24 protein-coding genes and 4 tRNA genes are annotated in these 26,067 nt (G+C 52.3%); 9 read left to right on the top strand and 19 right to left on the bottom strand.

The window, feature by feature from the left end:
* Window positions 1-5: 5 nt before the first annotated feature.
* Both clpP and tig read right to left on the bottom strand, forming a co-directional pair.
* On the bottom strand, window positions 6-623 hold the full coding sequence (gene clpP / locus CWE14_RS00340) for an ATP-dependent Clp endopeptidase proteolytic subunit ClpP (protein ID WP_126797579.1): 618 nt from the start codon (window positions 621-623) through the stop codon (window positions 6-8).
* 84 nt (window positions 624-707) lie between these two features.
* The gene (gene tig, locus CWE14_RS00335; protein WP_126797578.1) at window positions 708-2,012 is read right to left on the bottom strand and encodes a trigger factor; all 1,305 of its coding nucleotides are present in this window, start codon (window positions 2,010-2,012) and stop codon (window positions 708-710) included.
* A 243-nt stretch (window positions 2,013-2,255) separates the two neighbouring features.
* Between tig and CWE14_RS00330 the strand changes: the two genes are divergently transcribed.
* From CWE14_RS00330 to CWE14_RS00305, 6 genes are read left to right on the top strand one after another with little or no spacing between them, the layout of a single operon-like run.
* Window positions 2,256-3,824 carry a GGDEF domain-containing protein gene (locus CWE14_RS00330; RefSeq protein ID WP_126797577.1) on the top strand — a complete coding sequence of 523 codons (1,569 nt, stop codon included), beginning with the start codon at window positions 2,256-2,258 and terminating at the stop codon, window positions 3,822-3,824.
* Entirely contained in the window at window positions 3,808-5,172 is a 1,365-nt protein-coding gene (locus tag CWE14_RS00325) for a DUF2868 domain-containing protein (RefSeq protein WP_157981755.1), read from the top strand. Before CWE14_RS00330 ends, CWE14_RS00325 begins: the two co-directional genes overlap by 17 nt.
* Entirely contained in the window at window positions 5,154-6,554 is a 1,401-nt protein-coding gene (locus tag CWE14_RS00320; RefSeq protein WP_126797575.1) for a GTPase/DUF3482 domain-containing protein, read from the top strand. Before CWE14_RS00325 ends, CWE14_RS00320 begins: the two co-directional genes overlap by 19 nt.
* A gap of 30 nt (window positions 6,555-6,584) precedes the next feature.
* The gene (locus CWE14_RS00315; RefSeq protein ID WP_126797574.1) at window positions 6,585-7,298 is read left to right on the top strand and encodes a hypothetical protein; all 714 of its coding nucleotides are present in this window, start codon (window positions 6,585-6,587) and stop codon (window positions 7,296-7,298) included.
* A 20-nt stretch (window positions 7,299-7,318) separates the two neighbouring features.
* Window positions 7,319-8,341 carry an amidoligase family protein gene (locus CWE14_RS00310; RefSeq protein ID WP_126797573.1) on the top strand — a complete coding sequence of 341 codons (1,023 nt, stop codon included), beginning with the start codon at window positions 7,319-7,321 and terminating at the stop codon, window positions 8,339-8,341.
* Window positions 8,342-8,400: 59 nt separating this feature from the next.
* Entirely contained in the window at window positions 8,401-9,039 is a 639-nt protein-coding gene (locus CWE14_RS00305; protein WP_198676499.1) for a gamma-glutamyl-gamma-aminobutyrate hydrolase family protein, read from the top strand.
* Here the strand turns inward: CWE14_RS00305 and CWE14_RS00300 are convergent.
* The 3 genes from CWE14_RS00300 to CWE14_RS00290 are packed head-to-tail and all read right to left on the bottom strand — an operon-like array spanning window position 8,983 to window position 11,033.
* Window positions 8,983-9,606 carry a YigZ family protein gene (locus tag CWE14_RS00300; protein ID WP_126797571.1) on the bottom strand — a complete coding sequence of 208 codons (624 nt, stop codon included), beginning with the start codon at window positions 9,604-9,606 and terminating at the stop codon, window positions 8,983-8,985. The two genes, CWE14_RS00305 and CWE14_RS00300, sit on opposite strands and share 57 nt — an antisense overlap.
* Window positions 9,596-10,756, bottom strand: coding sequence for a trans-sulfuration enzyme family protein (locus tag CWE14_RS00295; RefSeq protein WP_126797570.1), 1,161 nt, complete (start codon window positions 10,754-10,756; stop codon window positions 9,596-9,598). The genes CWE14_RS00300 and CWE14_RS00295 overlap by 11 nt, the downstream gene beginning before the upstream one ends.
* Before the next feature lie 40 nt (window positions 10,757-10,796).
* On the bottom strand, window positions 10,797-11,033 hold the full coding sequence (locus CWE14_RS00290) for a hypothetical protein (protein WP_126797569.1): 237 nt from the start codon (window positions 11,031-11,033) through the stop codon (window positions 10,797-10,799).
* A gap of 161 nt (window positions 11,034-11,194) precedes the next feature.
* Between CWE14_RS00290 and CWE14_RS00285 the strand changes: the two genes are divergently transcribed.
* The gene (locus tag CWE14_RS00285; protein ID WP_338022813.1) at window positions 11,195-11,806 is read left to right on the top strand and encodes a DUF1415 domain-containing protein; all 612 of its coding nucleotides are present in this window, start codon (window positions 11,195-11,197) and stop codon (window positions 11,804-11,806) included.
* Window positions 11,807-11,857: 51 nt separating this feature from the next.
* Here CWE14_RS00285 and CWE14_RS00280 read toward each other — a convergent pair.
* The 4 genes from CWE14_RS00280 to CWE14_RS00265 form a co-directional block, all read right to left on the bottom strand.
* Window positions 11,858-11,934, bottom strand: a tRNA-Pro gene (locus tag CWE14_RS00280).
* Between the two features lie 12 nt (window positions 11,935-11,946).
* Window positions 11,947-12,022 (bottom strand) — tRNA-His (locus CWE14_RS00275).
* Between the two features lie 58 nt (window positions 12,023-12,080).
* Window positions 12,081-12,157: transfer RNA gene (locus CWE14_RS00270), tRNA-Arg, on the bottom strand.
* A gap of 30 nt (window positions 12,158-12,187) precedes the next feature.
* A tRNA-Pro gene (locus tag CWE14_RS00265) sits at window positions 12,188-12,264 on the bottom strand.
* 286 nt (window positions 12,265-12,550) lie between these two features.
* Between CWE14_RS00265 and folD the strand changes: the two genes are divergently transcribed.
* Window positions 12,551-13,420 (top strand): bifunctional methylenetetrahydrofolate dehydrogenase/methenyltetrahydrofolate cyclohydrolase FolD, encoded by an 870-nt coding sequence (gene folD / locus CWE14_RS00260; RefSeq protein ID WP_126797568.1) that lies wholly within the window; start codon window positions 12,551-12,553, stop codon window positions 13,418-13,420.
* Here the strand turns inward: folD and CWE14_RS00255 are convergent.
* The 4 genes from CWE14_RS00255 to topA form a co-directional block, all read right to left on the bottom strand.
* Window positions 13,417-14,028, bottom strand: a complete 612-nt coding sequence (locus CWE14_RS00255; protein WP_126797567.1) for a hypothetical protein — start codon at window positions 14,026-14,028, stop codon at window positions 13,417-13,419. The genes folD and CWE14_RS00255 overlap by 4 nt on opposite strands.
* Entirely contained in the window at window positions 14,025-15,539 is a 1,515-nt protein-coding gene (locus CWE14_RS00250; RefSeq protein ID WP_126797566.1) for a hypothetical protein, read from the bottom strand. Before CWE14_RS00250 ends, CWE14_RS00255 begins: the two co-directional genes overlap by 4 nt.
* Window positions 15,536-15,913, bottom strand: coding sequence for a hypothetical protein (locus CWE14_RS00245; RefSeq protein WP_126797565.1), 378 nt, complete (start codon window positions 15,911-15,913; stop codon window positions 15,536-15,538). The genes CWE14_RS00250 and CWE14_RS00245 overlap by 4 nt, the downstream gene beginning before the upstream one ends.
* A gap of 72 nt (window positions 15,914-15,985) precedes the next feature.
* Window positions 15,986-18,688: a type I DNA topoisomerase gene (topA, locus tag CWE14_RS00240; RefSeq protein ID WP_126797564.1), complete on the bottom strand. Its 2,703-nt coding sequence runs from the start codon at window positions 18,686-18,688 to the stop codon at window positions 15,986-15,988.
* Window positions 18,689-18,979: 291 nt separating this feature from the next.
* Between topA and astB the strand changes: the two genes are divergently transcribed.
* Complete coding sequence (astB, locus tag CWE14_RS00235; protein ID WP_126788421.1) at window positions 18,980-20,317, top strand: N-succinylarginine dihydrolase; 1,338 nt, start codon at window positions 18,980-18,982, stop codon at window positions 20,315-20,317.
* Between the two features lie 91 nt (window positions 20,318-20,408).
* On the opposite strand, the gene purF is transcribed toward astB, so the two are convergent.
* The 6 genes from purF to truA all read right to left on the bottom strand — a co-directional run bounded on the left by purF (window position 20,409) and on the right by truA (window position 26,066).
* Complete coding sequence (gene purF, locus CWE14_RS00230) at window positions 20,409-21,920, bottom strand: amidophosphoribosyltransferase (RefSeq protein ID WP_126788422.1); 1,512 nt, start codon at window positions 21,918-21,920, stop codon at window positions 20,409-20,411.
* A 13-nt stretch (window positions 21,921-21,933) separates the two neighbouring features.
* On the bottom strand, window positions 21,934-22,425 hold the full coding sequence (locus CWE14_RS00225) for a CvpA family protein (RefSeq protein ID WP_126797563.1): 492 nt from the start codon (window positions 22,423-22,425) through the stop codon (window positions 21,934-21,936).
* Between the two features lie 2 nt (window positions 22,426-22,427).
* A complete protein-coding gene (locus CWE14_RS00220) occupies window positions 22,428-23,003 on the bottom strand; it encodes an SPOR domain-containing protein (RefSeq protein WP_126797562.1) in 576 nt (191 codons plus the stop codon).
* A gap of 4 nt (window positions 23,004-23,007) precedes the next feature.
* Complete coding sequence (folC, locus tag CWE14_RS00215; protein ID WP_126797561.1) at window positions 23,008-24,279, bottom strand: bifunctional tetrahydrofolate synthase/dihydrofolate synthase; 1,272 nt, start codon at window positions 24,277-24,279, stop codon at window positions 23,008-23,010.
* A 5-nt stretch (window positions 24,280-24,284) separates the two neighbouring features.
* Entirely contained in the window at window positions 24,285-25,163 is an 879-nt protein-coding gene (gene accD, locus CWE14_RS00210) for an acetyl-CoA carboxylase, carboxyltransferase subunit beta (protein WP_126788426.1), read from the bottom strand.
* A gap of 123 nt (window positions 25,164-25,286) precedes the next feature.
* Complete coding sequence (gene truA, locus CWE14_RS00205; protein WP_126797560.1) at window positions 25,287-26,066, bottom strand: tRNA pseudouridine(38-40) synthase TruA; 780 nt, start codon at window positions 26,064-26,066, stop codon at window positions 25,287-25,289.
* Between the last annotated feature and the right edge of the window lies 1 nt (window position 26,067).

The raw sequence follows: 26,067 nt of genomic DNA, 5'->3' as shown, positions 1-26,067 counted from the left end.
GACTACTATTTGTTGCCTCGATGAGTCAGTACAGAGTCCACAATACCATATTCCACCGCACTCTGCGCACTCAAAAAGTTGTCACGGTCGGTATCCATAGCGACCCGCTCAACATCCTGACCAGTGTGCTCAGCTAAAATACGGTTTAGTTTATCTTTAATATACAGAATTTCTCTGGCATGGATCTCTATGTCCGATGCCTGGCCCTGGAAACCGCCTAAAGGCTGGTGGATCATCACCCGCGAGTTTGGCAGGCAATAGCGTTTGCCTTTAGTCCCTGCGGCCAGTAAAAATGCGCCCATGCTGGCGGCCTGGCCCATACACACAGTGCTCACATCATTTTTGATGAATTGCATGGTGTCATAAATCGCCATACCGGCCGTAACCGAGCCACCTGGTGAATTAATATAGATATTAATGTCTTTTTCCGGATTCTCAGACTCCAGAAATAGCATTTGCGCCACAATCAGGTTGGCCATATGTTCTTCAACCTGGCCACAAAGGAAAATAACACCCTCTTTCAGCAACCGGGAATAAATGTCAAACGAGCGCTCACCCTTCGAGGTTTGCTCAATGACCATAGGCACCAATGCGCCCATTGGATCAGGGGTAGAATTGTGCATAAAACGAAATGCTCCTTAATAAAAATGGCTCGAGTGAAATCCCACCCGAGCCATTAAACCAATTCCGAACTAATTCAGCAATGCTTATTGCTGTGGCGGATTCATCACCTCGTCAAACTTCATCTGCTTCTCAGTGGTCTGAGCTTTTTCCAGAATCAGTTCAACTGCCTGCTCTTCCAACGCCATATTACGAACCTGCTGCATAAGCTGTTCGTTGGTGTTGTAGTAGTCGATCACTTCTTGCGGATCTTCATACGCAGACGCAGTGGTTTCGATCAGTTCTTTGACCTTAGCGTCATCTACTTTCAGTTCGTTGGTGCGAATAACTTCGCCTAGCAAAATACCAACCTGCGCGCGTTCTTTCGCTTGCTCTTCAAATAGCTCAGCCGGCAGTTCAGGCATGTTCTTGGCGTTGTCGCCAAAACGCTGCAGCGCCTGCTGACGTAAGGTGTTCACTTCCTGCTCTTTCAGTGCAGCCGGAACTTCAACGTCGCTATTCGCAGCCAACAAGCCTTTAATCACCTGTTGCTTAACTTTGTTATTGACCGCGCTTTTCAGTTCGCGCTCCATGTTTTTCTTCACTTCAGCGCGCAGCGCATCGACACCACCTTCGGTGATACCAAACTGAGCCACAAACTCGTCAGTCAGTTCAGGCAATTCCTGCTCTTCAACTTTCTTCACGGTAATCGCGAATTGAGCCTGCTTACCTTTCAGGTTTTCAGCGTGGTAGTCATCCGGGAATGCTACATCGATGGTTTTTTCTTCGCCGGTCTTCATGCCAACGATGCCATCTTCAAACCCTGGAATCATGCTGCCTTTGCCCATTTCCAGTGCGAAGTCTTCAGCTTTACCGCCTTCGAACTCTTCACCGTCAATGCTACCCACGAAGTCGATAGTGACACGGTCATCTGCTTTTGACTTCCGCTTCACTTCTTTCCAGCCAGCGTGTTGTTTACGCAGCGTATCCATCATGGTGTCGACGTCAGCGTCAGTCACGTCCGCGACCGGCTTTTCAACTTCAACTTTTTCCAGATCTTTCAATTCAATTTCTGGATACACTTCAAAAATAGCAACGAACTCAAGGTCTTTACCTTTCTCGTTGGTTTTTGGTTCAAATTTTGGTGCGCCAGCTGGGTTCAGTTTTTCCTGAATCATCGCTTCAACGTAATGCTGCTGCATAGTTTGCATCGCAACATCCTGGCGAATGGCCTGGCCATAACGCTTTTCAATCACGCTTACCGGTACTTTACCCGGGCGGAAGCCATCGATACGGGCACGACGAGCTTCTTGTTGAACCTGCTTCTTAACTTCGTTATCGATTTTTTCTGCCGGCACTGTAATCGTTGCGCGGCGCTCTAAACCTTGAGTTGTTTCTACGGAAACCTGCATTACTAACCTACCTCAACATCACCTGGATGGCTGCTCATCGAGTCGCTTATTTGAATCGCTTGGATGAGCTCACGTTAAAAATTGACGCGACATTATAGCCAGCTGCGCCGCTCACGTCGAGAACTGCGGCCAAATTTCTCAACAAATACTGCTAATTGACAACGAAGTGGACTAAGGTAGTTTTAACAGACTGCTCGGACAGCTGAGTCAACAATAACAATCATAAAGCAGGAATCAATTACCATGCACAACACATTCTCAGACGCCCTTATTGAGCAGTTACCCATAGGCGTTCTCTGGCGCTACCTCGAGCCTGACACGGCAACCCAACGCGTTTATTGCAACCCCGCCGCACAGCGTTTGCTGAAGCTTGATACAGGCGAATTATCAATAGCTGACATCAACGCCCTGGCGCTAACCATGGATACTGAACTTAGCATCAAAAAAACCAGCGAAGCTTTGTTACCCAACCCGATTCAACAGGCTCTGGATGGGGAATTGATTGACCGCCGGGATCTGCTGTTCGGCCAGCTCCCGCTCCATTTGAAATCGCTTCGCTTCAGCGTCAACCAGCAGCAGGTTTGCGCGGCTCTAATACAGCCACGTGATCATCGCCTGTTTATAGAGTCTGCAGAAACCGGTGACATGTCAGGTATTGAGTTATCCCTGCGCGATACCCTGGCATTCGATAAATTGATATCTGAACTCTCTTCGCGGCTGATTAATGCTGAAGGCAGCCAAATCGACCAGCATATAGAAGCCGCATTGGCAGCCATGGGCCAGTTCGGTCTGGCTGACCGCTGCTACGTCTTTCAGTTTAACGCCACCCTGGACCAGATACATAATAGCCACGAATGGGTCCGCGAAGGGGTAAGTGCCCATCTTGACGAGCTACAGCATATTGCGCAGGAGGATCTCCCCTGGTTCTTTGCCAACATGCGCGAAGAAGGGCTAATGGTGGTTCACGATGTCGCCACATTGTCAGCCGAAGCGAGCAACGAACGTGAATTATTCGACAGCGAAGATATTCGCTCAATCGTCTGTGTGGCTATGCAGGCAGGCGGCCAGCTGATCGGCTTTGTTGGTTGCGATATGGTCGCCCGCCAGCGCCATTGGTCAGAAGCGGATATTCGCCGCCTTAAGCTTGTGGGTGAAATCATTGCCCAAGCATTGCAAAGCCAACAATATCTGAAAGCGCTTAGCGCCACCCAGCGTCAACTGATCGAAGCTAACCAGCGATTACATCAACTGGTCGGTGAGGATAGTCTGACGGGTTTAGCCAACCGCCGTCAGTTCGACCATGAACTGGATACCGAAATGCGTCGTTCGATGCGCCAGCAGCAACCGCTAAGCCTGCTGATGATTGATATCGACCACTTTAAATCGTTTAATGACACCTATGGTCATTTAAATGGTGACGATGCCTTGCGTACCGTCGCCAATTTATTACACAGCCACTTTAAACGCAGTGGCGAACTGGTCTGCCGCTTTGGCGGTGAAGAGTTTGCTGTATTATTACCTGGCGCAAATAAAAGCCAGGCGGTGGAAAGCGGCGGCCACCTGCTGGAAAAGATGGCTCAGCTTGGTATTCATCACGCTGCTGCAGAAAGCGGTTTGCTAAGTCTGAGTATTGGCATTGCCTGCGCACCGGAAGACTGCGGAGATGATCCCTCCGCATCGGCAGCGATTCTCGCTAACAACCTCTTACAACAAGCCGACCAGGCTCTCTACCAAGCGAAAAAGGAAGGACGAAATTGCGTTATCAGTACTCTGTTGCAACCGAGCCAGGCGTTGTATGACTCAGATGAGTAATCGCACACATCAAACCACCACTGAGGGGCAGTTTCTGCGCCACTGGCAGGCTGAAATTATTCGTCAGCGTGAACTGCACTGGGGCCCCGTGGCTGACGACGCCGCACGACGGATGGCGGCTACCTGCAGCAACCCGGATGACAAATTACTGACCCGCGCGGCTCGACTTTGCCACGACCTCGCTCTTGATAATGACATTCAGCGCTATCGTCGGCTACTCGCGTTAGCCCTAAGCCTTCTGGCCCTGCTCGCTGTGATCAGCGGAATTACCTTAGCCAGCAGCATCAGCCCCCAGCACGCTCGCACCATTAGTTTATTAGACGCGATGATAGCCTTACTGCTAATTAATACACTGCTCATGATCGCCTGGGCAGCTGGCATACTTATCCGCGGCAAGCCTGGCGGGATAGGCGCCTGGGTACTGCACTATCTGCCTGGTGTGGTGCGTAGTCCGTCGTTACTTCCCATTATGCAGGCGCATACCAGTCTAGCACTTCACCAGGGGTTGATGCGACCCACCTTATCGGCCGTTACTCATGGCTTCTGGTTACTGCTGCTCGCTACCACCTTTGTCACCCTGGTGATTCGCTTTATTGGGTTTGATTATCAGTTTGTATGGCGCACCACCTTACTCAGTGAAACTAACGTGGCCACCCTGGTCGATGTCCTTCATATTGTGCCGGGGCTTTTTGCATTCGAGCAACCTCTGGTCACCTTCGGCGCCACTGGCGATGCAGCAAGTCAGCGCGCAATCGCCATCTGGTTACTCGCCTGCCTGTTCTTTTACGCCATAGTACCAAGAGCCCTGCTCTTCATTGGTTGCGACCTCTACCGCCGCTACCGGTTAGCCCACTTAAAGGTGAACTGGCAGCTTGCTGGCTTCAGTGAGCTGCGCGAGCAACTCGCCAATGTGCCGTCAGCTGATACGGACACCAGTGACAACAGCATCAAGGTACTGCCAACGCAAACTACTCATCACCATTCTGTAATCAACAGCGACCCGGCATGGTTCACCCTCGAATGGCCAGCCAACGAGGCTCCGGAGACACCGCTGGCGGAACTGCCGATAACGCCTTTAGGTAACGTCAGCTCACGCGAAGAACGCCAGCAGCTATTGACCGGGAGTGCCCGCCACCCGCGCCAAATAATCGCAGCTATCAACCCCGACCTTACCCCGGACCGCGGGAGTCTGCGCTTGCTGGCGGAGATCAGTTCACACTGCCCGCTAGCGTTATTTGTACCCCAGGGGGGACGCACTCAGCTATGGCGGGACAGTCTCGACGAGCATCTTAAATTGCCAGTCTTACAAAACAAAGAGGAGGCTGAAGCATGGCTTCGCACCCTTTAAAATTAGCCATTGTTGGTCACACCAACGTGGGCAAAACCTCTTTGCTGCGAACGCTCGCGCGGGACAGTCTGGTCGGTGTGGTCGCAGCAAGCCCGAGCACCACTCAACAGGTGGTGGCCGGTCGCATTCGTACCGACGATGGCGAACAAGTTGAACTATTTGACACTCCGGGGCTGGAAGATGGAATTGGCTTATTTGATTATATGTCACGTTTGCAAACCGCCACCAACCGGCATGACGGCCCTGCCCTGTTGCAGGCATTTTTGAGCAGCCCGGAAGCAAAGGGCCAGTATGCTCAGGAAGCCAAAGTCATTGCTCAGCTGTTAGCCAGCGATGCTGCACTCTATGTCATTGATGCCCGTGACCCGGTTTTACCCAAGTTTCAGGACGAACTGGCCATTCTCAGTAAAAGTGCCCGCCCTATTCTGCCGGTGCTTAACTTTACCGCCAGCACAGCCCATAACGCTGAAGCCTGGCATCAGGCCCTGGCGCGGGTCAATCTGCATGCATGGGTCGAATTTGATAGTGTAACGCCCCAGCTGGATGGCGAAATAACCATTTATCAGCGTCTGCAAACCCTGCTCCCTGCATGGCGCGATCACCTGCACCGCTTTATACATGGCCTTGCCAGCACTCAATCACGTCGTTATCACAATGCCTGCCAGCTTATCGCCGAGTTAATGATTGACTGTGCCGCTTTGCGGGAGCGTATCACGCCGCAGGCAGAAGACGCCTTAAAGCAGCATATCAACAGCTTGCAGCAGCACGTGCGACAGCGTGAACAGAGCTGTGTCCACGGCTTATTGAAGCTTTATAATTTCACTCCTGAAAGTGTCAAAATTGACGCTATTGCGATTCAAAACGGACGCTGGGAACTCGACTTGTTTAGTCCACAGAGCCTGCGTCAATTCGGTATTAAAGCCAGTGGTGGTGCCGCCACTGGTGCTGCGGCCGGCGCTGGCATTGACGTGCTATTGCTGGGTAGCAGCATGGGTGCAGGGACACTGATTGGCGCCGCTGCCGGCGGGCTATGGCAAAGTTGGCGCAATATGGGCAAACGACTGCAACAGAAATGGCGTGGCTATCGTGAGCTCACCGTGGATGATGCAGTGCTCAAATTATTGCTTAGTCGCCAGCTTCAACTGTTGCAGGTACTCACTCAGCGAGCCCATGCCGCCACACAGCCAGACGCGGTCGACAGTGAGCGGCTTTATAGCCGTCTGCAACAACAGGAGCAGCTGTGGGAACTAATACAGCGCGCCCGCAGCCACCCGGAATGGTCGGCCATGCTAGCGCCATCCTTTGTCGATTCGGAAGCTCGTCAGCATTTACACACTAAACTAAGCGAGCAGTTGACAAAGGTGCAAATTCCGTCAAAGTAGGAGTTCACAATCATAATAATAAAAGTGCGTATGGCAAATTGGATAGCAACACTTTCACTTAGTATGCTGTCGCTGACATTAGTGGCGTGCAGCTCGACTCCCTCCTCGTCGCCGCGAAGCTCGGTGGCTGCAGACGGTAATACTCTGATCGTCGACGGTTTTATTAGCCAGAATACAATAAGCCAGATTAAACAGTTTACCGCTCAGCAGCGCTTCACCACTCTGCGTGTTAACAGTGAGGACGGCGAACCCCTGGCAGCACTGCAACTGGGTAACTGGATTCATCGCAATGATTTGGATGTGACCGTTGATGGCGTATGTCTGCGTGCGTGTGCCAATTACATTTTTACTGCGGGCAACGATAAACACTTGCGGCCGGGCAGTATTGTGGCATGGTCCGGTGGTGCGCTTGAGGACTCCTGGACGCAACAGTATCAGAACTACCTGATGCCTGGGGTACGTTACATTTTGGAAAACTACCTCGACCGCCTCTATCGTCGCGAAGCTCGTTTTTTTGAGCGCACTGGTGTCGACCAAAGAATTACTATTTATGGTCACCACCCCGGATCAGGGTGCAGTGAACAACAGGCAAAAAATGGCTTTTATTACTCAGTCCCTCACTTACTGCGCATGGGCGTGACCAAAATCTATACAGACGCTCACTGGAGCGATGCTTTTGCACATTATCCCGAGCAATACTGTAAAGTTGAGCTAAGCTCTGAACTAGAGGTTTTTACTATATAAAACAATAGAGTGAGGTATTAATGGCGGTTCATAAAAGACGTATCAGAATGCCGCAGGTGATGGTCAACCACGAAGGTGGCCCCCGTCATATCGGTGTTGAACTTGAAATGAGCGGTTTGTCCATTGATCAGCTCGCAGAAGAAGTCGCCACTCAGCTAGACCTCACTATCGAAAAAACCAGCCGTTACCAGTATAACCTGCGCGGAGATAAAGACGGCGACTGGCTGGTTGAACTCGACTTTCAGCTGCTCAAAAAAATGGGCGAAGAAGAGCGAGATGAAAAGGACTTCGGCAATGACATCGAAAGCCTCCTTAAGATGGTTTCCAAACCTTTAGTTCCCCATGAGCTGGTCAGTCCGCCATTAGAAATTAAACGCCTCCCCGAAGTTCAAGTACTGATTGAACGCTTACGTAAAGCGGGCGCTAAGGGGACCTCTGAATCGGTGCTGAATGCCTTCAGTATGCAATTGAACCCGGAAACGCCAGCGCTCGACGTGACCACGCTGACAGCCTATCTTAAGTCATTTCTTTGCCTCTACGACTGGTTGTTTGAAGAAGCCTCGATCAATATGACGCGGCGCATCACCACCTATGTCGACCCCTTTCCCCGCAAGTACGTAAAGAAAGTCCTTGCGCCGGACTACTGGCCAGAGAACTGCGACACCCTTATCCGCGATTATCTTGTCGACAACCCAACCCGCAACCGGGCGCTGGACATGTTACCGCTGTTTTCTCATATCAACGCAGACCTGGTCGAAGAATACACCTGCGACCCTTTGATTAAGTCGCGTCCGGCTTTCCATTATCGACTGCCAAACTGCGAAATTCATTTACCTGACTGGGGGATCCATTTGGCCTGGGACGGTTGGTTGCAGGTCGAAGCACTGGCTCAGGATAAACGACGCTTAAATGCCTGTGCCAAAGCCTACACACGCGTTTTGAACGCGCCATGGTGGCGGCGCATACTGAGTGGAAAAGGCCGAGCCTGGCATCGTCAGTTAGACCGTAAGTGGCTGGTTAGTTTGGGCAATTCTGACTGCTGATGGTTTCCAAAACAAACAAACCCGTTATCGCCATTACCGGACCCAGTCGGGGTGCATGGATGCCTCGATTCTGCGTGGCACTCGCTGTGCGCCGTTATGGTGGCCAGCCGCTGCAGTTGCGCCCCGGTGATGATGTAACCACGGTTGCTCCAGATGGGTTGGTTATTACGGGCGGACATGACATCGACCCGGTACTGTACGCCGGCGAACCTGAGGTCCACCCCAACTACGACAAAGAACGTGATGCCTTCGAAGGCGAGGTTATCCGCTACGCGTTACAGCATCGCCTGCCACTGCTCGGTATTTGCCGCGGTGCACAGTTGCTCAATATATGCCGCGGCGGAAGTTTGCATCAGGAACTGAAAAGCCGGCGCCAGCATACGTCGAATCGCTGGACCATACTGCCGTTAAAAACCTTATCTGTGCGTATTCCGAGCCAGCTGCATCAATTGCTCCGCTGCAGTCCGTGTAAAATTAACAGTCTGCATAATCAGGCTATTGCCGAGGTCGGCACCGGGTTTGAAGTCAGTGGCCGTGATTTGGATGGCATCGTTCAGGCTATCGAAGACCCGGACGAGGATTTTCTGATGGGTGTGCAGTGGCATCCGGAACTACTGATTTTTATTCGCCGTCAACGGCACTTATTCAAACGACTGGTCAAGGTCGCCACGTTGCGCCTCAATGCTCGCCCCCAGTGATCCTGTGAGCTCGACAAAGGCTGGGTGCGCGGTATCCGGTATTTCCAGCCGCATCTGCACCCTATCGCTGTATCGAATATCGACGAGTTGCCCCTGATGCTGCTCGAGAAAATGACGCACAACCTGCTCGTGGGCAAAATCGCAGCGAACATCAAGCGCGGTCATCGACTGCTGTTCAGTAGTTGGTAACTGAGACAGCACCCGTTCCGCGGTGCCCGAATACGCCCGCAGCAAACCGCCCGCTCCCAGTTTAATACCACCGAAATAACGAATCGCTATCACCACCACATTGCCGATCCCCTTATGCTGAATGACGTTCAACATCGGTTTTCCGGCAGTTCCCGATGGCTCACCATCATCATTGGCAGCGGCATGCGTTGCAACCTCAGGCCGCCCCAACAGGTAAGCCCAGCAGTGATGGCGCGCATCAGGATAGTCCTGCTGTGCTTTGGCAACCCATTGCAAGGCTTCTTCCCGCGTCGCAGCAGGTGCTGCCCAACCAATAAAGCGGCTCTTTTTAATCACTAATTCGTCAGCCACAAATGCCGCCGCGGTTTTAAACGTCATGCGCTTTTTCTAATGCCTGTTGCAAGTCGTTCAGGAGTTCCTGCGCATCCTCAATCCCTGTCGACAAACGCAGCAAATCAAGCGGTACCGGTGTGTTTTCGCCTTCGATACTGGCCCGGTGTTCAATCAGACTTTCAACACCGCCAAGTGACGTGGCGCGCTTCCATAGCCGCGTATGTGCGGCTGTCTTTATCGCGCTATGTTCGCCACCAGCAACCTGAATTGAGAGCATGCCGCCAAAACCACCGGGCATTTGTTGTTTCGCCAGCTCATGATCCGCGGCACTGGTTAAGCCCGGGTAATGCACCTTACTGACCAAGGGGTGATTATTTAATGTGGTAGCAAGCAGCATGGCTGTTTCACATGACTGACGTACCCGAATATAAAGTGTTCGCATTCCCCGCAACAGCTGGTTAGCATCCTGCGGGCTCAACACCGCACCACCGCCGCGGCGGATACTGCGGATGCGTTGCCAGAACGGCGAATCGCCGGCGCAAATCAGCGCGCCAGCAATGACATCAGAATGACCATTCAGATACTTGGTCGCGGAGTGCATTACGATATCCGCCCCCAGTGTGAGTGGCTTGCTTAACACCGGCGTTGCGCAGGTGGAGTCGACTGCCAGCAGAACATCGTTGCGCTTACACAACGTAGCAATTGCCGCAACATCACTCAGTGTCCACATTGGGTTGGCCGGGGTTTCCAGCCATACTAAGCGGGTTTCGCCCGGGCGAATAGCAGCCTCTACTGCCTCAACGTTAGTACAATCAACCAGCTCAATGTCGAGCCCCCATTCCTTGGCAAACCCAAGCAACCAGTTGCGTAACGACCAGTACATCACCTTGGGTGCTATGACATGATCACCCGGCTTGAGTGCCTGAAACACTGCCACCGCCGCAGCCATACCCGAACCAAAAAGTAACGCATCCTGACCCTGATCGAGTTCAGCCAGCAAACGCTCCACAGGTTTATAGGTTGGATTGTCGTCCCGTGAATAGACATGACCACTGCGATATTGATTATCAGCGTCACGCAAATAGGTCGTCGCGGCATAGGTAGGTAGTACAACCGCACCGGTCTTGTCGTCAGTTAAACCTAAGCCCTGCGCAGTTAATGTCTGCCCTGACCAAGGGGATTTCGAGTTTGCCATGTGTTGCTTCCCTGGTTGCCCCCTGGCCGCTGGCGGCGAATCAGTCGCCGCGCAAGTCGCTCAGGGTCTTTCGTATGTCTTGTAGTTGGGTGGAAATTTCTTCGTGTTCGTCCCCCGGCATATTCTCCGAGCCAGAGGTTAGTAGTCGGTTTGAATCCAGTTCCCAGCTTTCCAGAACGCGGATTTTTTGCTCTAACGAGAGTGCTGGCTCGGTTGCCACTTGCGCCGGTGCCGAGAAATAATCTGACGGACTTTGAACCACTTTATCAATATCCATAACCTGCCTCGATGTCTTAGTTGCTAAACGTATCTATCTATTAGTTAAGCAGAATTCAAGCACTTAGCAACCATCGAAAACAAGTTCCCCCTATTTCTCCCACTAGCTTACTTTACTCGCTACCGATTGCGTAATACTCTCTGCGCCCAACGCCACAAATTTTGCGATTCAGATCTATTTTGCCAAAAATACTATCAAGTTCAGACAGTCAAGCAATAGCGAAAACTCGCCATTGGGTCGAGACATTTATTGTGCCTTTGAATATTTGCCCCTTTGCCAGACGCGAAGTCGAGCGAGCGAGTATTCGTTATCAACCTTTGGCATTTAGCAGTGACAATGAGTTTTATGATGCCCTGCTCGCTGAGCTAAATCTGTTGCAAGATGACAGTGAGCTGGAAACGACGCTGCTAATTTTACCGCAACTGGATGACAGCTTCGACGCTTTCCTTAATACCGCTGGGTATGCAGAACAGATCATAGCGCTTGAAGGTTTTACCGGGACTTATCAGATTGCCCACTTCCACCCTGAGTATATCTTTGCCGATAGTGATCAGTCAGACGCTGCCAATTACACCAACCGCGCGCCTCATGCGTGTCTGCATCTGCTCCGGGAAGCCTCGTTAGAACGGGCAATTCGGGCACATAAACAGGCCGAACAGATCCCGGCAGACAATATCAAAAAATTAAGACAGCTCGGTCTCGACCGAATGCAGCAACAATTTCGAGCTTTATGCGACGCGCCGCAAAAACACAGAGAAGAGAATACCGATTAAGAAACCAGATGGTGAAACACAAGAGGAGGTAGAAAATAGAACGAATAAAGATGGTCGGCGATGCAGGATTTGAACCTGCGACCCCTTGGACCCAAACCAAGTGCGCTACCAAACTGCGCTAATCGCCGACAAATAGGAAATGGGGTGGATGATGGGACTCGAACCCACGACAACCGGAATCACAATCCGGGGCTCTACCAACTGAGCTACACCCACCACAGGGTTGTTCTGATCGCTGAATCGCGTTGCCGTGGCCGCGCAAGTATAGAGTGACTGGCACGCCCGGCAGGATTCGAACCTGCGACCGACGGCTTAGAAGGCCGTTGCTCTATCCAACTGAGCTACGGGCGCGCTGCACGTCCTCCAGCTCACTGAAGAAAGTGGTCGGCGATGCAGGATTTGAACCTGCGACCCCTTGGACCCAAACCAAGTGCGCTACCAAACTGCGCTAATCGCCGTACTTTCTACGCCCGTTATCAGCTTCAGACACTGCTTCCCGAAGGAACAATTCGTGGCTGACAACGGGGGCGAATATTACCGTTAAGCTTAGGAAGCGTCAAACGTTTTTTCCGGAAAACTGTTTGTTAGCCTATTTTTGAAGCAACCTGCTCAGGGTTCCTCCAGTTTTACTCAAAAGTGCTGCCTTTATCTGTCCTTATTGCGGATTTTTTGTAACAATATTCAGCCATCAGCGGCATAGATCTCTCGTCGATACCTTTTAGTGATACCAGGTGGCATCTCAACATGGCAAATTCAGAACACGCAGCATTGATTGATGGCAAAGCCATCGCCCATACCATTCGCCAGGACGTCAAGAAACAAGTAGCAAAACATATCGCCGATGGCCATCGCGCGCCTGGTCTGGCCGTGGTTCTGGTGGGTCAGGATCCGGCGTCACATGTCTATGTAGGCAGTAAACGTAAAGCCTGTGAAGAAGTCGGTTTTGTATCCAAAGCCTATGACCTGCCGGTGACTGTCAGCCAGCAACAGCTCGAAGCGCTTATCGACGAACTCAATGACGCCGCCGATATCGATGGGATTTTAGTCCAGTTGCCGCTGCCTGCAGGGCTCGACACAACCAAAATTATTGAACGGATTAAACCAACTAAAGATGTTGATGGCTTTCATCCATACAATATTGGGCGTCTCGCGCAACGTATACCAGTCCTTCGCCCCTGCACACCAAAAGGGATAATGACCCTGCTTGCTTCGACCGGCGTCGACCTGCACGGGCAACATGCCGTCATCGTCGGTGCCTCCAATATTGTTGGCCGCCCGATGAGCCTGGAACTGCTGCTTGGTGGCGCAACCACCACGGTTTGTCACCGTTTCACCAGTAACCTTGAAAAGCATGTCCGCGAGGCGGATATCGTGGTCGTCGCGGTCGGTCGCCCGGCGTTTATTCCAGGCGACTGGATAAAACCTGGTGCCGTGGTTATCGATGTAGGTATCAACCGTATGCCAGACGGTCGTTTATGTGGTGATGTGGAGTTTGAAATCGCCGCTCAGCGCGCCAGTTTCATTACGCCGGTACCAGGTGGGGTCGGTCCGATGACGGTTGCCAGTCTGATGGAAAACACCCTGCAAGCCTGCGTCGAACTGAACGACCACTAGTCCTGCTCCAGCTCTGTAATTGCAATCCGCAGCGGTGCCTGTAACTGAGCCGCTGCTTTTCCTTTTACCGCCATCATGGGTGCTCGCCCGACCCGTTGCAGATTGCAATATTGCTGATTAATATCCAGCGAGTAACGCAAGAAATAGCCGATCATGTCCGCAACCATAGGTACCTGCAACGGCTGGCACCAGACCAGCTCAATTTGCAATGTCCGCGCCCGAAGCCATAACTGACGCTCATCGAAGGGCATTGAATCCAGTCGGGCCAGAGCAAAGTTGGTGTCTAGTTGGTAATAGCGCCGTCCTTCGTCGGTAATGGGCGTCCCATAACGACGGATCTGAGTGTTACTGGGATGAATCCGCTTAACCAAAGGGACATGAAGCACACGTCCGGGCATGGGTCGCATCCGCTTCTCCACTACTTCATAGGTCCGCAACCGGTTAAAACCATCTAAACTAGCCTGGCGTACCACATGCATAGCGGTGGCCTGCACCAACTGGAAACACAAAAACAGCCATAACAACTGAATACCCCCTAAGCCTATGACCAACACCAGTGGTAACACCCACAGCGTTTCCACCAGGCTTTGCCCCCGCTCAGTCTTCACAGCACGTCTGCGGTGGGCAAAATACGCGGGGTCAGCAAAAGCAAGGTTTCGCTGCGCAGCTGCGTGGTATCACGGCGACCACCAAACAGAAAACTGAACAGGTTACGTTGTTCACGCCAGTGGCGCCGTGAGTTTTGCAGCCCCGATATGAGCAGGGTTTCACCATCTGCGACCATCGCTTTCATGAAAAATTTCTTGCGGTTGGTGTGCGGGGTTTGAATGGTCTTCTCGCCCGAGGTGACCTGGTCAATCGCAATCAGATCAGAAAGACTGGTCGACAGTTGCATCACCACTTGCTGATTGGCCACTTTCGGCAATACGTACAATTCAAAACCGGTCGTAACCACACCGGGGATAAGCAGATCACTACTGCCAACATTGGCGGTGGCTGTACTGCCCGCTGACGCCAGATAGGTCGCATTGTCCTGCAGCACTATTTTGGCGATCTGATTATTCAGGCTGACTACCCGTGGGTGCGTACTCACCTCAACCACACCTTGCTGAGACAACGCGTCGATGAGTACCTGAGATCCGTCAAAGCGGCCACCCTGGCGAGTATAACCGAGCTCAGCGGTATTACTCATGCCACCGTTAGACTGAGCGAAAGAACTGGCAAAGTTGACGATGCCGCTCCCTGACGTCGACTGATAAATCAGATCCCAGTCAATCCCGACTTGCTGACTATCGCTGAATGACACGTCGATGATTTGCACGTCGACCGCTACTTGCCGGGTTAGACGCTGATTTTGCTGCAACAGGTACGCTCGTACCTGCTCCACATACTGCGGATAGTCCCGCACCAGCACCGAGGTCGAACTTTGGTTAATAGCGAGCTCACCTTCAGCAGACAACAACAGGGTCAGCGCCAGCTCAAGATCATTCCAAACCGATAAGGATTCACTGGTAAAGTTGAGATACTGGCTGCTATCTTCGCTCGCAGGAGCAGTCTGCAACACCGACTGCTGAGTGGTATTGCGCTGTGCCGGCGTATCTTCACCGAGGAAGAAATTGGTCGTTCCGGCGAGAAAGGCGACATCAAACTCGGCCATCTCGAAGCGCCGTGCCGTCACCATCTGTGCCCCCTGCTGCAGATAAACCCCGCTGAGCAGACTAATTTGCTGCAAGGCCTCGCTCAACGTGCCCGAAAAAGCAAGAGTCACTGGTTGCTGTGGGTCAATCTGGTCAAGCAAACGCACACTCACCCCTTCCGGTAACAACAGTTCACGCAGTGCCTGCTGCAACGGATAACTATCGAAGGTGAACTCGGTCCACTGCTGTCCCCAGCCGGGTTCAGGCCCATCTATCGGTAACGAAGGCACAAAGAAACCACTATCCAGCTGCACCAGTGAAGGTTTGCTTGTGCGTTGCGGCTCAGCATAGGCCGCAGCGAGCTTGTCTTCAGCATGCGCGTACGCCTGCTGGTAGCCTTTAGAGGCACTGCAGCCTGTGAGTATCACTATCATCACGGCAACCGCGCCTGCGCGCGCCTGGCACAGCGTCGCACCGTTCACAGGGCGTTCTCCATGGCAGGTCTGACTACCGCTATGTGATTCGCGTACAACGACACCTGAAGCTGATAGGGGGTTGCCAACTGCTCAACCAGGGCTAACCCATGCTGACCCGTTAGCCTGTACTCCGATGGCCACTGCTGGTCGCTGGCTGCCTTCCAGACCACCTGCTGAATCTGCAGATGTTCACGCAACAAGCGTTCGAGCTGAGGCCGCAAAGGACCGGCTCGCAACCTGAAGGTCACCAGCGGTTGCTCGGCAACCGTTTTGGCGACCATAGCAGGGATAAGTAACGGAGGGCACACGCTAAGCGCGAGTGCCCGGGGACTCACTACCATTGGGGGGACCACAATCGCTATCCATGCGAACTTGTGCATCAGCAGGCTCCTTGCTGAAAATAATAAGCGGAACCCCAAATTTAGTTAGTGACAGCTAGTCACGCAATCGAACTAGCTGCTTTTCTTCGTACGCTTTGTCGTCTTTGTACTAGTTTTGCGTTTCGTTGTGGCTTTTTTACGCGGACTACTTTTCTTCCCTTCGACCTGTTTCCAGACACCATTCTCATAATGCGCCTGCCAGCCAGTCGGCTTTTTATCCACTTCTGTCATCACATACTGTTTCTTTTCTTTGCGACTGAAACGAACCACAGCATCGTTGCCATCGTTGTCTTCAGTGGGTGCTTCAGCAAGGTAATGAAACTTTTCCGCCAGGCGATCCTTAAAACGCACCAGTTCTTTGACCGTCACCGCCCTGGTTTCACGCGATTTAGGGAAGGTACTGGCCGACAAGAAGATGCCACTGGCACCATCCCGCAACACGAAATAGGCATCCGACTGCTCACATGGCATCTCAGGAAGGTGCACCGGGTCTTCACGTGGTGGCGCAGCTTCACCACTTTTCAATAATTTACGTGTGTTCTTGCATTCATCATTGGTACACCCGAAGTACTTGCCAAAACGGCCACTTTTTAGCTGCATGTCAGAGCCACAGCGATCACACTCGATCAGCGGGCCATCGTACCCTTTGATCTTAAACGTACCCTGTTCGATCAGATGACCATCACAGACCGGATTATTACCACATACATGCAACTTGCGTTTCTCATCCAGCAAATAGCTATCCATTGCAGTTCCACACTGAGGGCAACGTTTCTTCGCCCGCAGAGCCAGCGCTTCAGCTTCTTCGTTGTCTTCATCGACCTTCACTGCTTCATCACCGGAGACCAGATTAAGGGTCTGCGTGCAGCGTTCTTTGGGTGGCAGGTTGTACCCGGAGCAGCCTAGAAAAACCCCAGTCGACGCGGTACGAACACCCATCTTGCGACCACATTTGGGGCAATCAATATCGGTCAGAACCATTTCGTTGCTGCGCATGCCACCGTCTTCCGGCGGTAGCTCAGCCTTATGCAAATTGCCTTTAAAGTCTTCATAAAACTGGTCAAGCGCCTGTTTCCAGTCCGCCTTCCCTTCAGCAATATCATCCAGCCGCTGTTCCATTTCTGCGGTGAAGTTATAACTCATCAATTCAGCAAAGTTTTCAGTTAGCCGATCGGTAACGATCTCGCCCATTTTTTCGGCATAGAAACGTCGTTGTTCGACCCGGACATAGCCCCGATCCTGAATCGTTGAAATAATCGAAGCGTAAGTCGACGGTCGGCCAATGCCGCGCTTTTCCAGTTCTTTAACCAATGAGGCTTCAGAAAAACGCGCTGGTGGCTTGGTAAAGTGCTGCTGCGGATCCAGTGCTTCAAGCGCCAGTGTATCGCCTACTTTTACATCCGGCAGTGACGCATCTTCTTCGCCTTTTCGTTTCCCCGCTGGCTGTACTTTAGTCCAGCCAGGGAAGCGCATCACTCGACCGCGCGCTTTCAGCTCATAATCGCCAGCGGCGACCGTTAACGATGTCGAGTCATACTCGGCAGGCGTCATCTGACAGGCCACAAACTGGCGCCAGATAAGCTCGTACAACCGCTCCGCATCACGGTCCATGCCTTGTAACGTGCCTGATTTAATCATCACATTAGACGGTCGAATGGCCTCATGCGCCTCTTGCGCATTGGCCTTTTTGCCGTAGAAGTTAGGCTTTTCCGGTAAATATTTAGGACCAAATTCATCTTCGATAAACTTGCGTACGCTACTCAGCGCATCCTGACTCAAATGGGTCGAGTCGGTTCGCATATAGGTAATGTAGCCCGCTTCATATAACCGCTGCGCCATGGTCATGGTTTTCTTCACCCCAAAACCCAGTCGGGTACTTGCCGCCTGCTGTAAGGTTGAGGTAATAAACGGGGCAGTAGGACGACTTTTGGTTGGCTTATCATCACGCGCACTGACCGCATAAGACGCCGTTTTTAACGCATCCACGGCGGCCATTGCCATGGCTTCATTGGTCGGTTTGAAAGCCGCGCCGTTAAAGCGCATAACCTGCATCCGCAAGTCCGCTTTTTGCGCCGCAGTTAAGTCCGCATGCACGTCCCAGAATTCTTCTGGAATAAAGGCTTTAATTTCCCGTTCACGTTCCACCACTAAACGTACAGCCACTGACTGCACGCGCCCGGCACTTAGGCCGCGGGCGATTTTTTTCCATAGCAATGGCGAAACCATGAAACCGACCACCCGGTCCAGAAAACGCCGGGTTTGCTGCGCTTCAACACGCGACACATTCAGCTCCGATGGCTGCGCGAATGCGTCCTGAATGGCTTTTTTGGTAATCTCATTAAATACCACCCGCTGATAGCGCTCTTCATCCCCACCAATCAGCTCTTTAAGGTGCCAGGCAATGGCTTCCCCTTCGCGGTCCAAATCCGTTGCCAGATAAACCTTATCGGCTTTTTTAGCCAGACTTTGTAATTCTTTGACCACCTTTTCTTTGCCCGGCAGCACTTCATAGTATGGTTTCCAGCCATGCTCAGGGTCGATCCCCATGCGCCCGACCAGGTTAATATAATCGCGTTCTGCGCGGTATTTAGCTTTCTCATCCGGTGCCATCTTACGCACCTCAGCTGGCGACTTAGTCGGCGCCTTTTCCACACTTCGGGTTGGCAGATCACGCACGTGCCCGACACTCGACTTCACGATGAAGTCGTTGCCAAGGTACTTATTAATAGTTTTTGCTTTTGCCGGAGACTCGACGATAACGAGCGATTTTGCCATGGCGTTATTAAACTCTTTGGTCGGAATAAAGAACAACGAGGTCTTATATAAGCCCTCGTTGCAGGTTATTCAAGCGAATGTGTAAGTTGATTCCTTTTTTAAGATATATCGGTAAACGAGCCGAGTGACAACCCACAGTCTTCACAATAGATGGAAATTCGGCCACTTTGCATACTTATCCAGCTTTGGTTAATCCTGCTACAGGCCTTGGCAAATAAGGCTTTCAAAGCGACTGAAGACACGTATAATGGCCCAGTTGGAAATTTGAATTGTTTTAGGGAGCCGAGCTACATGCAGCATTTTGAAGTCAATTTTGACGGTCTTGTAGGCCCAACTCACAATTATGCGGGTTTGTCCTTTGGCAATGTGGCGTCACTGAGCAATGCTCAGGCAGCCTCAAATCCGCGCTCTGCGGCCAAACAGGGTCTGCGCAAAATGAAAGCGCTGCATGACATGGGCATGGTCCAGGGTGTGCTTGCTCCACAGGAACGGCCGGATGTTGACACCCTGCGGCGCTTAGGGTTTACCGGCAACGATGGTGACGTTCTGGCCAAAGCGGCCAGCCAGGCGCCTGCTATTTATCGCGCTTGCTGCTCAGCATCAAGCATGTGGACAGCCAACGCTGCCACCGTGTCACCCAGTGCCGACACTGCCAATGGCAAAGTCCATTTTACCCCGGCCAACCTGACCAATAAATTCCACCGCTCGCTGGAACCACTAACCACCGGGCGCATTTTAAAGGCGATGTTCAATAACTCACGTTACTTCGAACACCATCTCCATTTACCTGACAATGAGCATTTCGGCGATGAGGGCGCAGCCAACCATACGCGCCTCTGTCAGCAGTATGGCAATGCCGGCGTAGAGGTCTTTGTCTATGGTCGTTACGCCTTTGATAGCAGCAAGCCGGCACCACAGCGCTTCCCTGCCCGGCAAACCTTTGAGGCCTCTCAGGCAGTGGCCCGGTTACATGGACTGAGCGACGACAATACGGTATTTATGCAACAGAACCCGGATGTCATCGATCAGGGTGTATTCCATAACGACGTGATCGCGGTTGGCAATCAGAATGTGTTGTTCTACCACGAACAGGCCTTTGTCGACACCCACAGCAAACTGCACGAAATAGAAAGCAAACTGGGCGCTCAGATGCACTTCATCGAAGTGCCAACATCAGCGGTCAGTGTGCAGGATGCAGTCGATACCTACCTGTTCAATACCCAGTTAATTACGCTACCGGATGGCAAAATGATTATCGTGGCGCCGACCGAATGTGAAGAGCATGCGGGCGTGTCCGCCTACCTGCAGGAACTTGCTGCCGGCAATGGCCCGATCAGCGATGTGCGTTACTTCGACGTTAAACAAAGTATGCGCAATGGCGGCGGACCGGCCTGCCTGCGACTGCGCGTGGCACTGAATGACGAAGAACTGAAGGCCGTCAATCCGCACGTGGTGATGAATGATGCACTCTTTGAACGTTTGAACCAGTGGGTAGATAAACATTATCGCGACGAGTTAGCGGTGGCTGATTTAGCGGATCCTCAGCTGCTGCTTGAGTCGCGTACTGCACTGGACGAACTGACTCAGCTCATGCACCTGGGCTCGGTCTATCCGTTCCAGCAGGACTAGCAACACGCGGATCGGACAATTTAAAAAGGGCCCATAATTATTCCAATTATGGGCCCTTTTTAGTCCTGCTCAATTAGCGATTTTAAATCATCTAATCATCCAGGTTATGCAGCTCCAGGTTCGTCTCTGCCTCGCCTTCTTCGTCCCGCGTCGAGTCATTGCGCGCCGCATCGAGACGATCCAGATAGCCCTGACTCACATCGCCAGTCACATAGTGGCCATTGAACACCGAGGTTTCAAACCGTTTAAGCTTGGTATTTTCACTCGCTACTGCCGCAATCAGGTCGCTTAGATCCTGGTAAATCAGGCCATCTGCTTTGATAATTTTGCACACTTCATCGACTTCACGGCCATAACCAATCAGTTCGTTGGCGCTTGGCATATCGATTCCATATACATTCGGAAAACGAATTTCTGGTGCCGCAGAAGCGAAGTACACTTTCTTAGCGCCAGCATCACGAGCCATCTCAATGATCTGCTCAGACGTGGTCCCACGTACAATAGAATCATCCACCAGCAACACGTTCTTGCCTTTGAATTCGGCGCTAATCGCATTTAGCTTGCGGCGCACCGATTTACGCCGTTGGGTTTGTCCCGGCATGATAAAGGTACGGCCAATGTAGCGGTTCTTAACGAAACCCTGCCGGTAGGGCAGGTTTAGCACGCGCGACATCTCCAGGGCGATATCACAGGCTGTCTCCGGGATAGGAACGATAACGTCGATATCCAGATCTGCATAGTCGCGCTTAATCTTCTCACCCAGCTTGCGGCCCATATTAATGCGGCTCGCATACACTGAGACCCCATCCAAAAATGAATCAGGACGGGCAAAGTAAACATACTCAAAAATACAGGGGTTATGCACCGGGTTATCGGCAACCTGACGGCTGTATAGCTGACCCTGCTCAGTAATGTAAATGGCTTCGCCTGGCTCTACATCACGCATGTAAGTAAAACCGGTGCCGTCTATGGCCACACTTTCAGAGGCTACCATGTACTCGGTACCCTGCTCATTTTCACGCTTCCCGATCGCCAGCGGACGAATGCCGTAGGGGTCACGAAACGCCACCATGCCATGTCCGATAACCATCGCCACTACCGCATAGGCCCCGCGCGTTAAACGATGCACTTCGGCTACCGTCTTAAAGATATGCTCTTCAGTGAGTTGCATCGCATCGGTTTTGGTAAGCTCGTGGGCAAAAATATTGAGCAGGATCTCAGAATCTGAGGTGGTATTGATATGGCGCCGGGCTGAATCAAATAACGACTGTTGCAGTTCCTCAGCGTTGGTCAGATTGCCGTTATGTGCCAGCGCAATGCCAAATGGTGAATTCACATAAAAAGGCTGAGCTTCGGCTGAACTGGACGAGCCCGCAGTCGGATACCGCACGTGACCAATGCCAACGTGGCCTGATAACCGTTTCATATGGCGTGTATGGAATACATCGCGCACCAGACCGTTGCCTTTACGCAAGCGCAAGGTGCCACCGTCAATGGTCATAATACCTGCCGCATCCTGACCACGATGCTGTAACATGGTTAACCCATCATACAAAGCCTGATTGACTGGTTGGTTACCTACTATCCCAACAACACCACACATGCTTTTGTCCTCGCTAAACGTCTTGTTGCAAAAAGCTTGAAGAGTTCTCCAGATAACTGAAGAACCACTGAATATAAATCTTAAAATGAGGGATAAGGCGGGAATCCTGCCACCAGGTTTCATCACTCATGTCGGTAAAGGAGTCGGCAAAGAAGAGCAGCGCACTAATAATCAGCACTCCGCGCAGCGCGCCAAACACCAAGCCTAATACCCGGTCCGTGCCACTCAGGCCTGTTTTAACCACAAGCTGACTAAGCATGAAATTGAGCAGTGCACCGACAATCAACGTCAGCACAAAGAGAATCGCAATGGCGGTTGCATTGCGCACCATGTCATCCTCAATCCGGCCCAGATACAAAGCGAGGTCAGCATAAAAATGTTTGGCGATAAAGAAGGCGCCGATCCAGACTGCCAGCGACATGGCTTCTTTGACGAAACCGCGAACCAGGCTGATCAGCGCAGATAGCGTAATCAACCCTAAAATAAAAAAATCGACCCAGAGCATAGTTATTCCGGTGTTGGCTGATAGGGGACGAGCTGACCTTCGAGGCCTGTCAGTGCGTTTAGTTCCGCCAGTTGGCCACGTAAACGCTCAGGGTCAAAATCGGGGCCGACCATCAACACCTGCAATTCACCATTATTTCCGCGGACGGTTCGGCTAAATGCATTGTAACCCTCGCCCTGCAGTTGGTTGACTAAACGTGTAACATTATCGGTATTGCGAAATGCACCGAGACGAACGACCCAGGCTGGCATGTCGGTGTTCTCGTCACCCCTGTCGTCTACATTGCCGTCTACATTGTCGCCTGAATTCTGGCCGATCGTAACACTGACTGGTTCAGGGGGGCTGGAAAACTCTTCTTCTTGCACAGGTCTTGGCTGAGCCTGATCAACCCGCTCTTCAAAATCATCCGGGAACTCAACGGTGGATTGTTCGACCGTCAATGCAGGACGCAGTGGAATGGTTTCCAACGCCTCGTCGCGTGAACGTTTTTCGCCGTCCAGTAAGTCAGGCAGAAAAATAACGGCTAACGCGACTAAAATAGCGGTACCTACGATGCGATTTTGCAACGGACTTGCCAAGCGCTCAGCCCTCCAGTTCGTATATGGCCTGAATTGTCAAAAACGAGCCGAAGCATAACACGATATCACCCTCTTCGGCATCTGTTAGTGCAGATTGATATGCGCTTGCCACTGTCGCAAAGGTTTTAGCCTGACGGTCCGCCAGTGCAGCAGCCAGCCTTGCAGCAGGTGCCCCGCGCGGCCCCGGTGTCGCGGCAAGATACCAGGTCGACACCTTATCGGTGAGGCAGGCTAATGTCCCTTCTATATCTTTATCTTTCAGCATGGCGCACACACCCAGTACCCGCCTACCTGGCCAGCGCTCACTCAGTTGCGAGGCAAGATAGGCCGCAGCATGAGGATTGTGTGCCACATCAAGAATAACCCAGGGCGACTGGCTGAATACCTCCAGCCGACCAGGCAATCGGGCCTCTGACAGCCCTTTTTCAATCGCTGCACGATCAGGAGTGAGCGGAAGATGCTGCAGCACCGTCAAGGCAGTCGCCGCATTGACCAGCGGTAGCTGAGGAAGCGGGAGTTTATCCATTACCACCTGATGGGACGGATTGACATAGCACCAGTGGTTTTCGGACGTGCGCTCAAAACTGAAATCCGTATTCACGCAGATGAGGTCGGCGCCAATGGTTTCTGCGTGGTCAAGTAGCCGCTGAGGCGGATTAGGATCGGCACATATCGCAGGTTTCCCTGGGCGATACACCCCTGCTTTTTCAAAGCCTATCTGCTCGCGGTCATTGCCTAAAAATTCAACGTGGTCGATACCGACCGTGGTCACCACCGCGACATCAGGTTCAACCAAATTAACCGCATCAAGCCGCCCACCGAGACCGATTTCGAGAATTGCAATATCGACCTGGTGTTGTTCAATCAGCCATAAAGCGGCCAGAGTAGCAAATTCAAAATAGGTCAGGCTGGTGCTGCCCCGGGCTGCTTCAACTGCCGCAAAGGCGCGACAATGATCAGCATCCTCGAGTTCACGACCATTAATACGGACGCGCTCGTTGTAACGCAAAAAATGAGGGGAGGTATAGGTTGCTGTGCGTTGACCAGCAGCTAACAGCATCTGTTCCAGGTAGCGAACCGTCGAGCCTTTGCCGTTGGTGCCAGCGACCGTGACAACAAAAGGCGCAGGTTTAGCAGCAGAAAGCGCATTGGCCACCTGACCAATGCGCTCTAAACCGAGATCTATTTCTTTATGATGCTGCTGTTGCAGATACTCAAGCCAATCGGCCAACTGCCAGTCAGTATGAGCTTCAGGCAGTAAGGAGTCTGTGCTCATACAAGTCAGGACTCAGAGGTATCAACCGGCTCTGCCGGTGCATCCAGTCCCTGCATTTTCGCAAGCAGTGACGCCACCCGGTCACGCATGTCGCGACGATCTACAATCATATCGATAGCGCCATGTTCGAGTAAAAACTCACTGCGCTGAAAACCAGCGGGCAGTGTTTCACGCACGGTCTGTTCGATCACCCGTGGCCCGGCAAACCCGATCAGGGCTTTAGGTTCACCGATATTAACATCCCCAAGCATTGCCAGACTCGCAGACACGCCACCCATAGTCGGGTCAGTCAGTACCGAAATATAAGGTAAGCCTTTCTCGCTCATCCGCGCCAGCGCTGCTGAGGTTTTGGCCATCTGCATGAGCGAGAACAACGCCTCCTGCATACGGGCTCCGCCTGATGCGGCAAAGCACACCAGTGGCATATTCTCTGCCAGGCATAACTCCACCGCTTTGACGAAGCGTGCACCAACCACGGAGGCCATCGAACCGCCCATAAAGTTGAATTCGAACGCAACCGCGGCGACCGGGATGCCTTTCAACTTGCCGCGCATCGCCACCAGTGCATCTTTCTCACCCGTTGCTTTTTGCGCTGCGGCAATCCGATCTTTGTATTTTTTTGAATCGCGAAACTTAAGAACATCCTGAGGTTCCAGGTCAACGCCCAGCTCCTCACGGCCATCCGCATCGAGAAACCCATCCAGGCGCTCGCGAGCCGTGACTCGCATATGATGGCCACACTTCGGACAAACGGATAAGTTACGTTCCAGATCTGCGCGGTATAGAATGGCCTCGCAGCCGGAGCATTTGCTCCACACCCCTTCCGGGATATTGCGGCGCTTATTGGCTTGCGGTTTGGCAAGAATTTTTTCGATCCAGCTCATAAATTGCGTAACCTTACATACTTAATTCTGCGGCAATTAAAGCATACTACGCCGTCAAATTGCAGTAAAAAGTGGTCTTAGTAGTTGCCCGCACGCCCGTTTCGTCGAGTAATGCAGGCGGGTCTACCAGAATAATGGCCCCCACGCCCAGCGCGGCAGCCCAAAGTGTTCAGGGTAAGTAACATCAACCAGATACAAGCCATTTGGCTTTGCCGTGGCTGCGGCCAGGGTCCGGTTTCGTCCTTCCAGCAATTGCGCCAGCCAGTCAACGGGCTGCTCGCCTTGCCCTATCATTATCAACGAACCGACGATATTACGCACCATATGGTGCAAAAATGCATTCGCCTTTACTTCCACCAGAATATAATCGCCGCGTTGCTGAACATCGATTTCCTGCAGGTTGCGATACGGCGTATTGGACTGGCAATGAGCCGCCCGAAACGCACTAAAATCATGTTCACCAAGCAATACCGGGGCCGCTTGCTGCATCCGTCTGACATCGAGCTGGTGATAAATATGAGTCACGCCAGCAGCGAGGATCCCCGGCCGTGTCGGACTGTTGTAAATGACATAGCGATAACGGCGGGCGGTCGCGCTAAAACGCGCATCGAAATCGTCACTAACCGGATGCATCCAGCGCACCGCGATGTCTTTTGGCAGGTTACTATTCACCCCTAACGTCCAGGCCGGTTCGGCCCGGTCCACCTCGACGTCAAAATGAACCACCTGCCCCGTGGCATGGACACCTGCGTCAGTACGTCCGGCGCAGATAACGCCCACCGGATGGGCAGCAATTTTGCTTAGCGCCTTCTCCAGACAACCTTGCACGGTTGGCATGCCTTGCTGGCGTTGCCAACCGTAATACTGCTGGCCACTGTACTCGACCCCTAATGCAATGCGCATA

The organism is Aliidiomarina soli (assembly GCF_003986975.1).
Lineage (GTDB): Bacteria > Pseudomonadota > Gammaproteobacteria > Enterobacterales > Alteromonadaceae > Aliidiomarina > Aliidiomarina soli.
Note: the sequence above shows the minus strand (reverse complement) of the source record. Positions and strands in the feature narration are given on the sequence as shown.

What these genes read in the sequence shown, in the direction of transcription:
- topA (WP_126797564.1), bottom strand. Translation starts at nt 18,688, where the DNA reads ATGGCAAAATCGCTCGTTATCGTCGAGTCTCCGGCAAAAGCAAAAACT.
- clpP (WP_126797579.1), bottom strand. Translation starts at nt 623, where the DNA reads ATGCACAATTCTACCCCTGATCCAATGGGCGCATTGGTGCCTATGGTC.
- CWE14_RS00325 (WP_157981755.1), top strand. Translation starts at nt 3,808, where the DNA reads ATGACTCAGATGAGTAATCGCACACATCAAACCACCACTGAGGGGCAG.
- CWE14_RS00305 (WP_198676499.1), top strand. Translation starts at nt 8,401, where the DNA reads ATGCCTCGATTCTGCGTGGCACTCGCTGTGCGCCGTTATGGTGGCCAG.
- CWE14_RS00290 (WP_126797569.1), bottom strand. Translation starts at nt 11,033, where the DNA reads ATGGATATTGATAAAGTGGTTCAAAGTCCGTCAGATTATTTCTCGGCA.
- CWE14_RS00320 (WP_126797575.1), top strand. Translation starts at nt 5,154, where the DNA reads ATGGCTTCGCACCCTTTAAAATTAGCCATTGTTGGTCACACCAACGTG.
- truA (WP_126797560.1), bottom strand. Translation starts at nt 26,066, where the DNA reads ATGCGCATTGCATTAGGGGTCGAGTACAGTGGCCAGCAGTATTACGGT.
- CWE14_RS00225 (WP_126797563.1), bottom strand. Translation starts at nt 22,425, where the DNA reads ATGCTCTGGGTCGATTTTTTTATTTTAGGGTTGATTACGCTATCTGCG.
- folC (WP_126797561.1), bottom strand. Translation starts at nt 24,279, where the DNA reads ATGAGCACAGACTCCTTACTGCCTGAAGCTCATACTGACTGGCAGTTG.
- CWE14_RS00310 (WP_126797573.1), top strand. Translation starts at nt 7,319, where the DNA reads ATGGCGGTTCATAAAAGACGTATCAGAATGCCGCAGGTGATGGTCAAC.
- purF (WP_126788422.1), bottom strand. Translation starts at nt 21,920, where the DNA reads ATGTGTGGTGTTGTTGGGATAGTAGGTAACCAACCAGTCAATCAGGCT.
- CWE14_RS00245 (WP_126797565.1), bottom strand. Translation starts at nt 15,913, where the DNA reads ATGCACAAGTTCGCATGGATAGCGATTGTGGTCCCCCCAATGGTAGTG.
- CWE14_RS00300 (WP_126797571.1), bottom strand. Translation starts at nt 9,606, where the DNA reads ATGACGTTTAAAACCGCGGCGGCATTTGTGGCTGACGAATTAGTGATT.
- astB (WP_126788421.1), top strand. Translation starts at nt 18,980, where the DNA reads ATGCAGCATTTTGAAGTCAATTTTGACGGTCTTGTAGGCCCAACTCAC.
- CWE14_RS00330 (WP_126797577.1), top strand. Translation starts at nt 2,256, where the DNA reads ATGCACAACACATTCTCAGACGCCCTTATTGAGCAGTTACCCATAGGC.
- CWE14_RS00295 (WP_126797570.1), bottom strand. Translation starts at nt 10,756, where the DNA reads ATGGCAAACTCGAAATCCCCTTGGTCAGGGCAGACATTAACTGCGCAG.
- accD (WP_126788426.1), bottom strand. Translation starts at nt 25,163, where the DNA reads ATGAGCTGGATCGAAAAAATTCTTGCCAAACCGCAAGCCAATAAGCGC.
- tig (WP_126797578.1), bottom strand. Translation starts at nt 2,012, where the DNA reads ATGCAGGTTTCCGTAGAAACAACTCAAGGTTTAGAGCGCCGCGCAACG.
- folD (WP_126797568.1), top strand. Translation starts at nt 12,551, where the DNA reads ATGGCAAATTCAGAACACGCAGCATTGATTGATGGCAAAGCCATCGCC.
- CWE14_RS00315 (WP_126797574.1), top strand. Translation starts at nt 6,585, where the DNA reads ATGGCAAATTGGATAGCAACACTTTCACTTAGTATGCTGTCGCTGACA.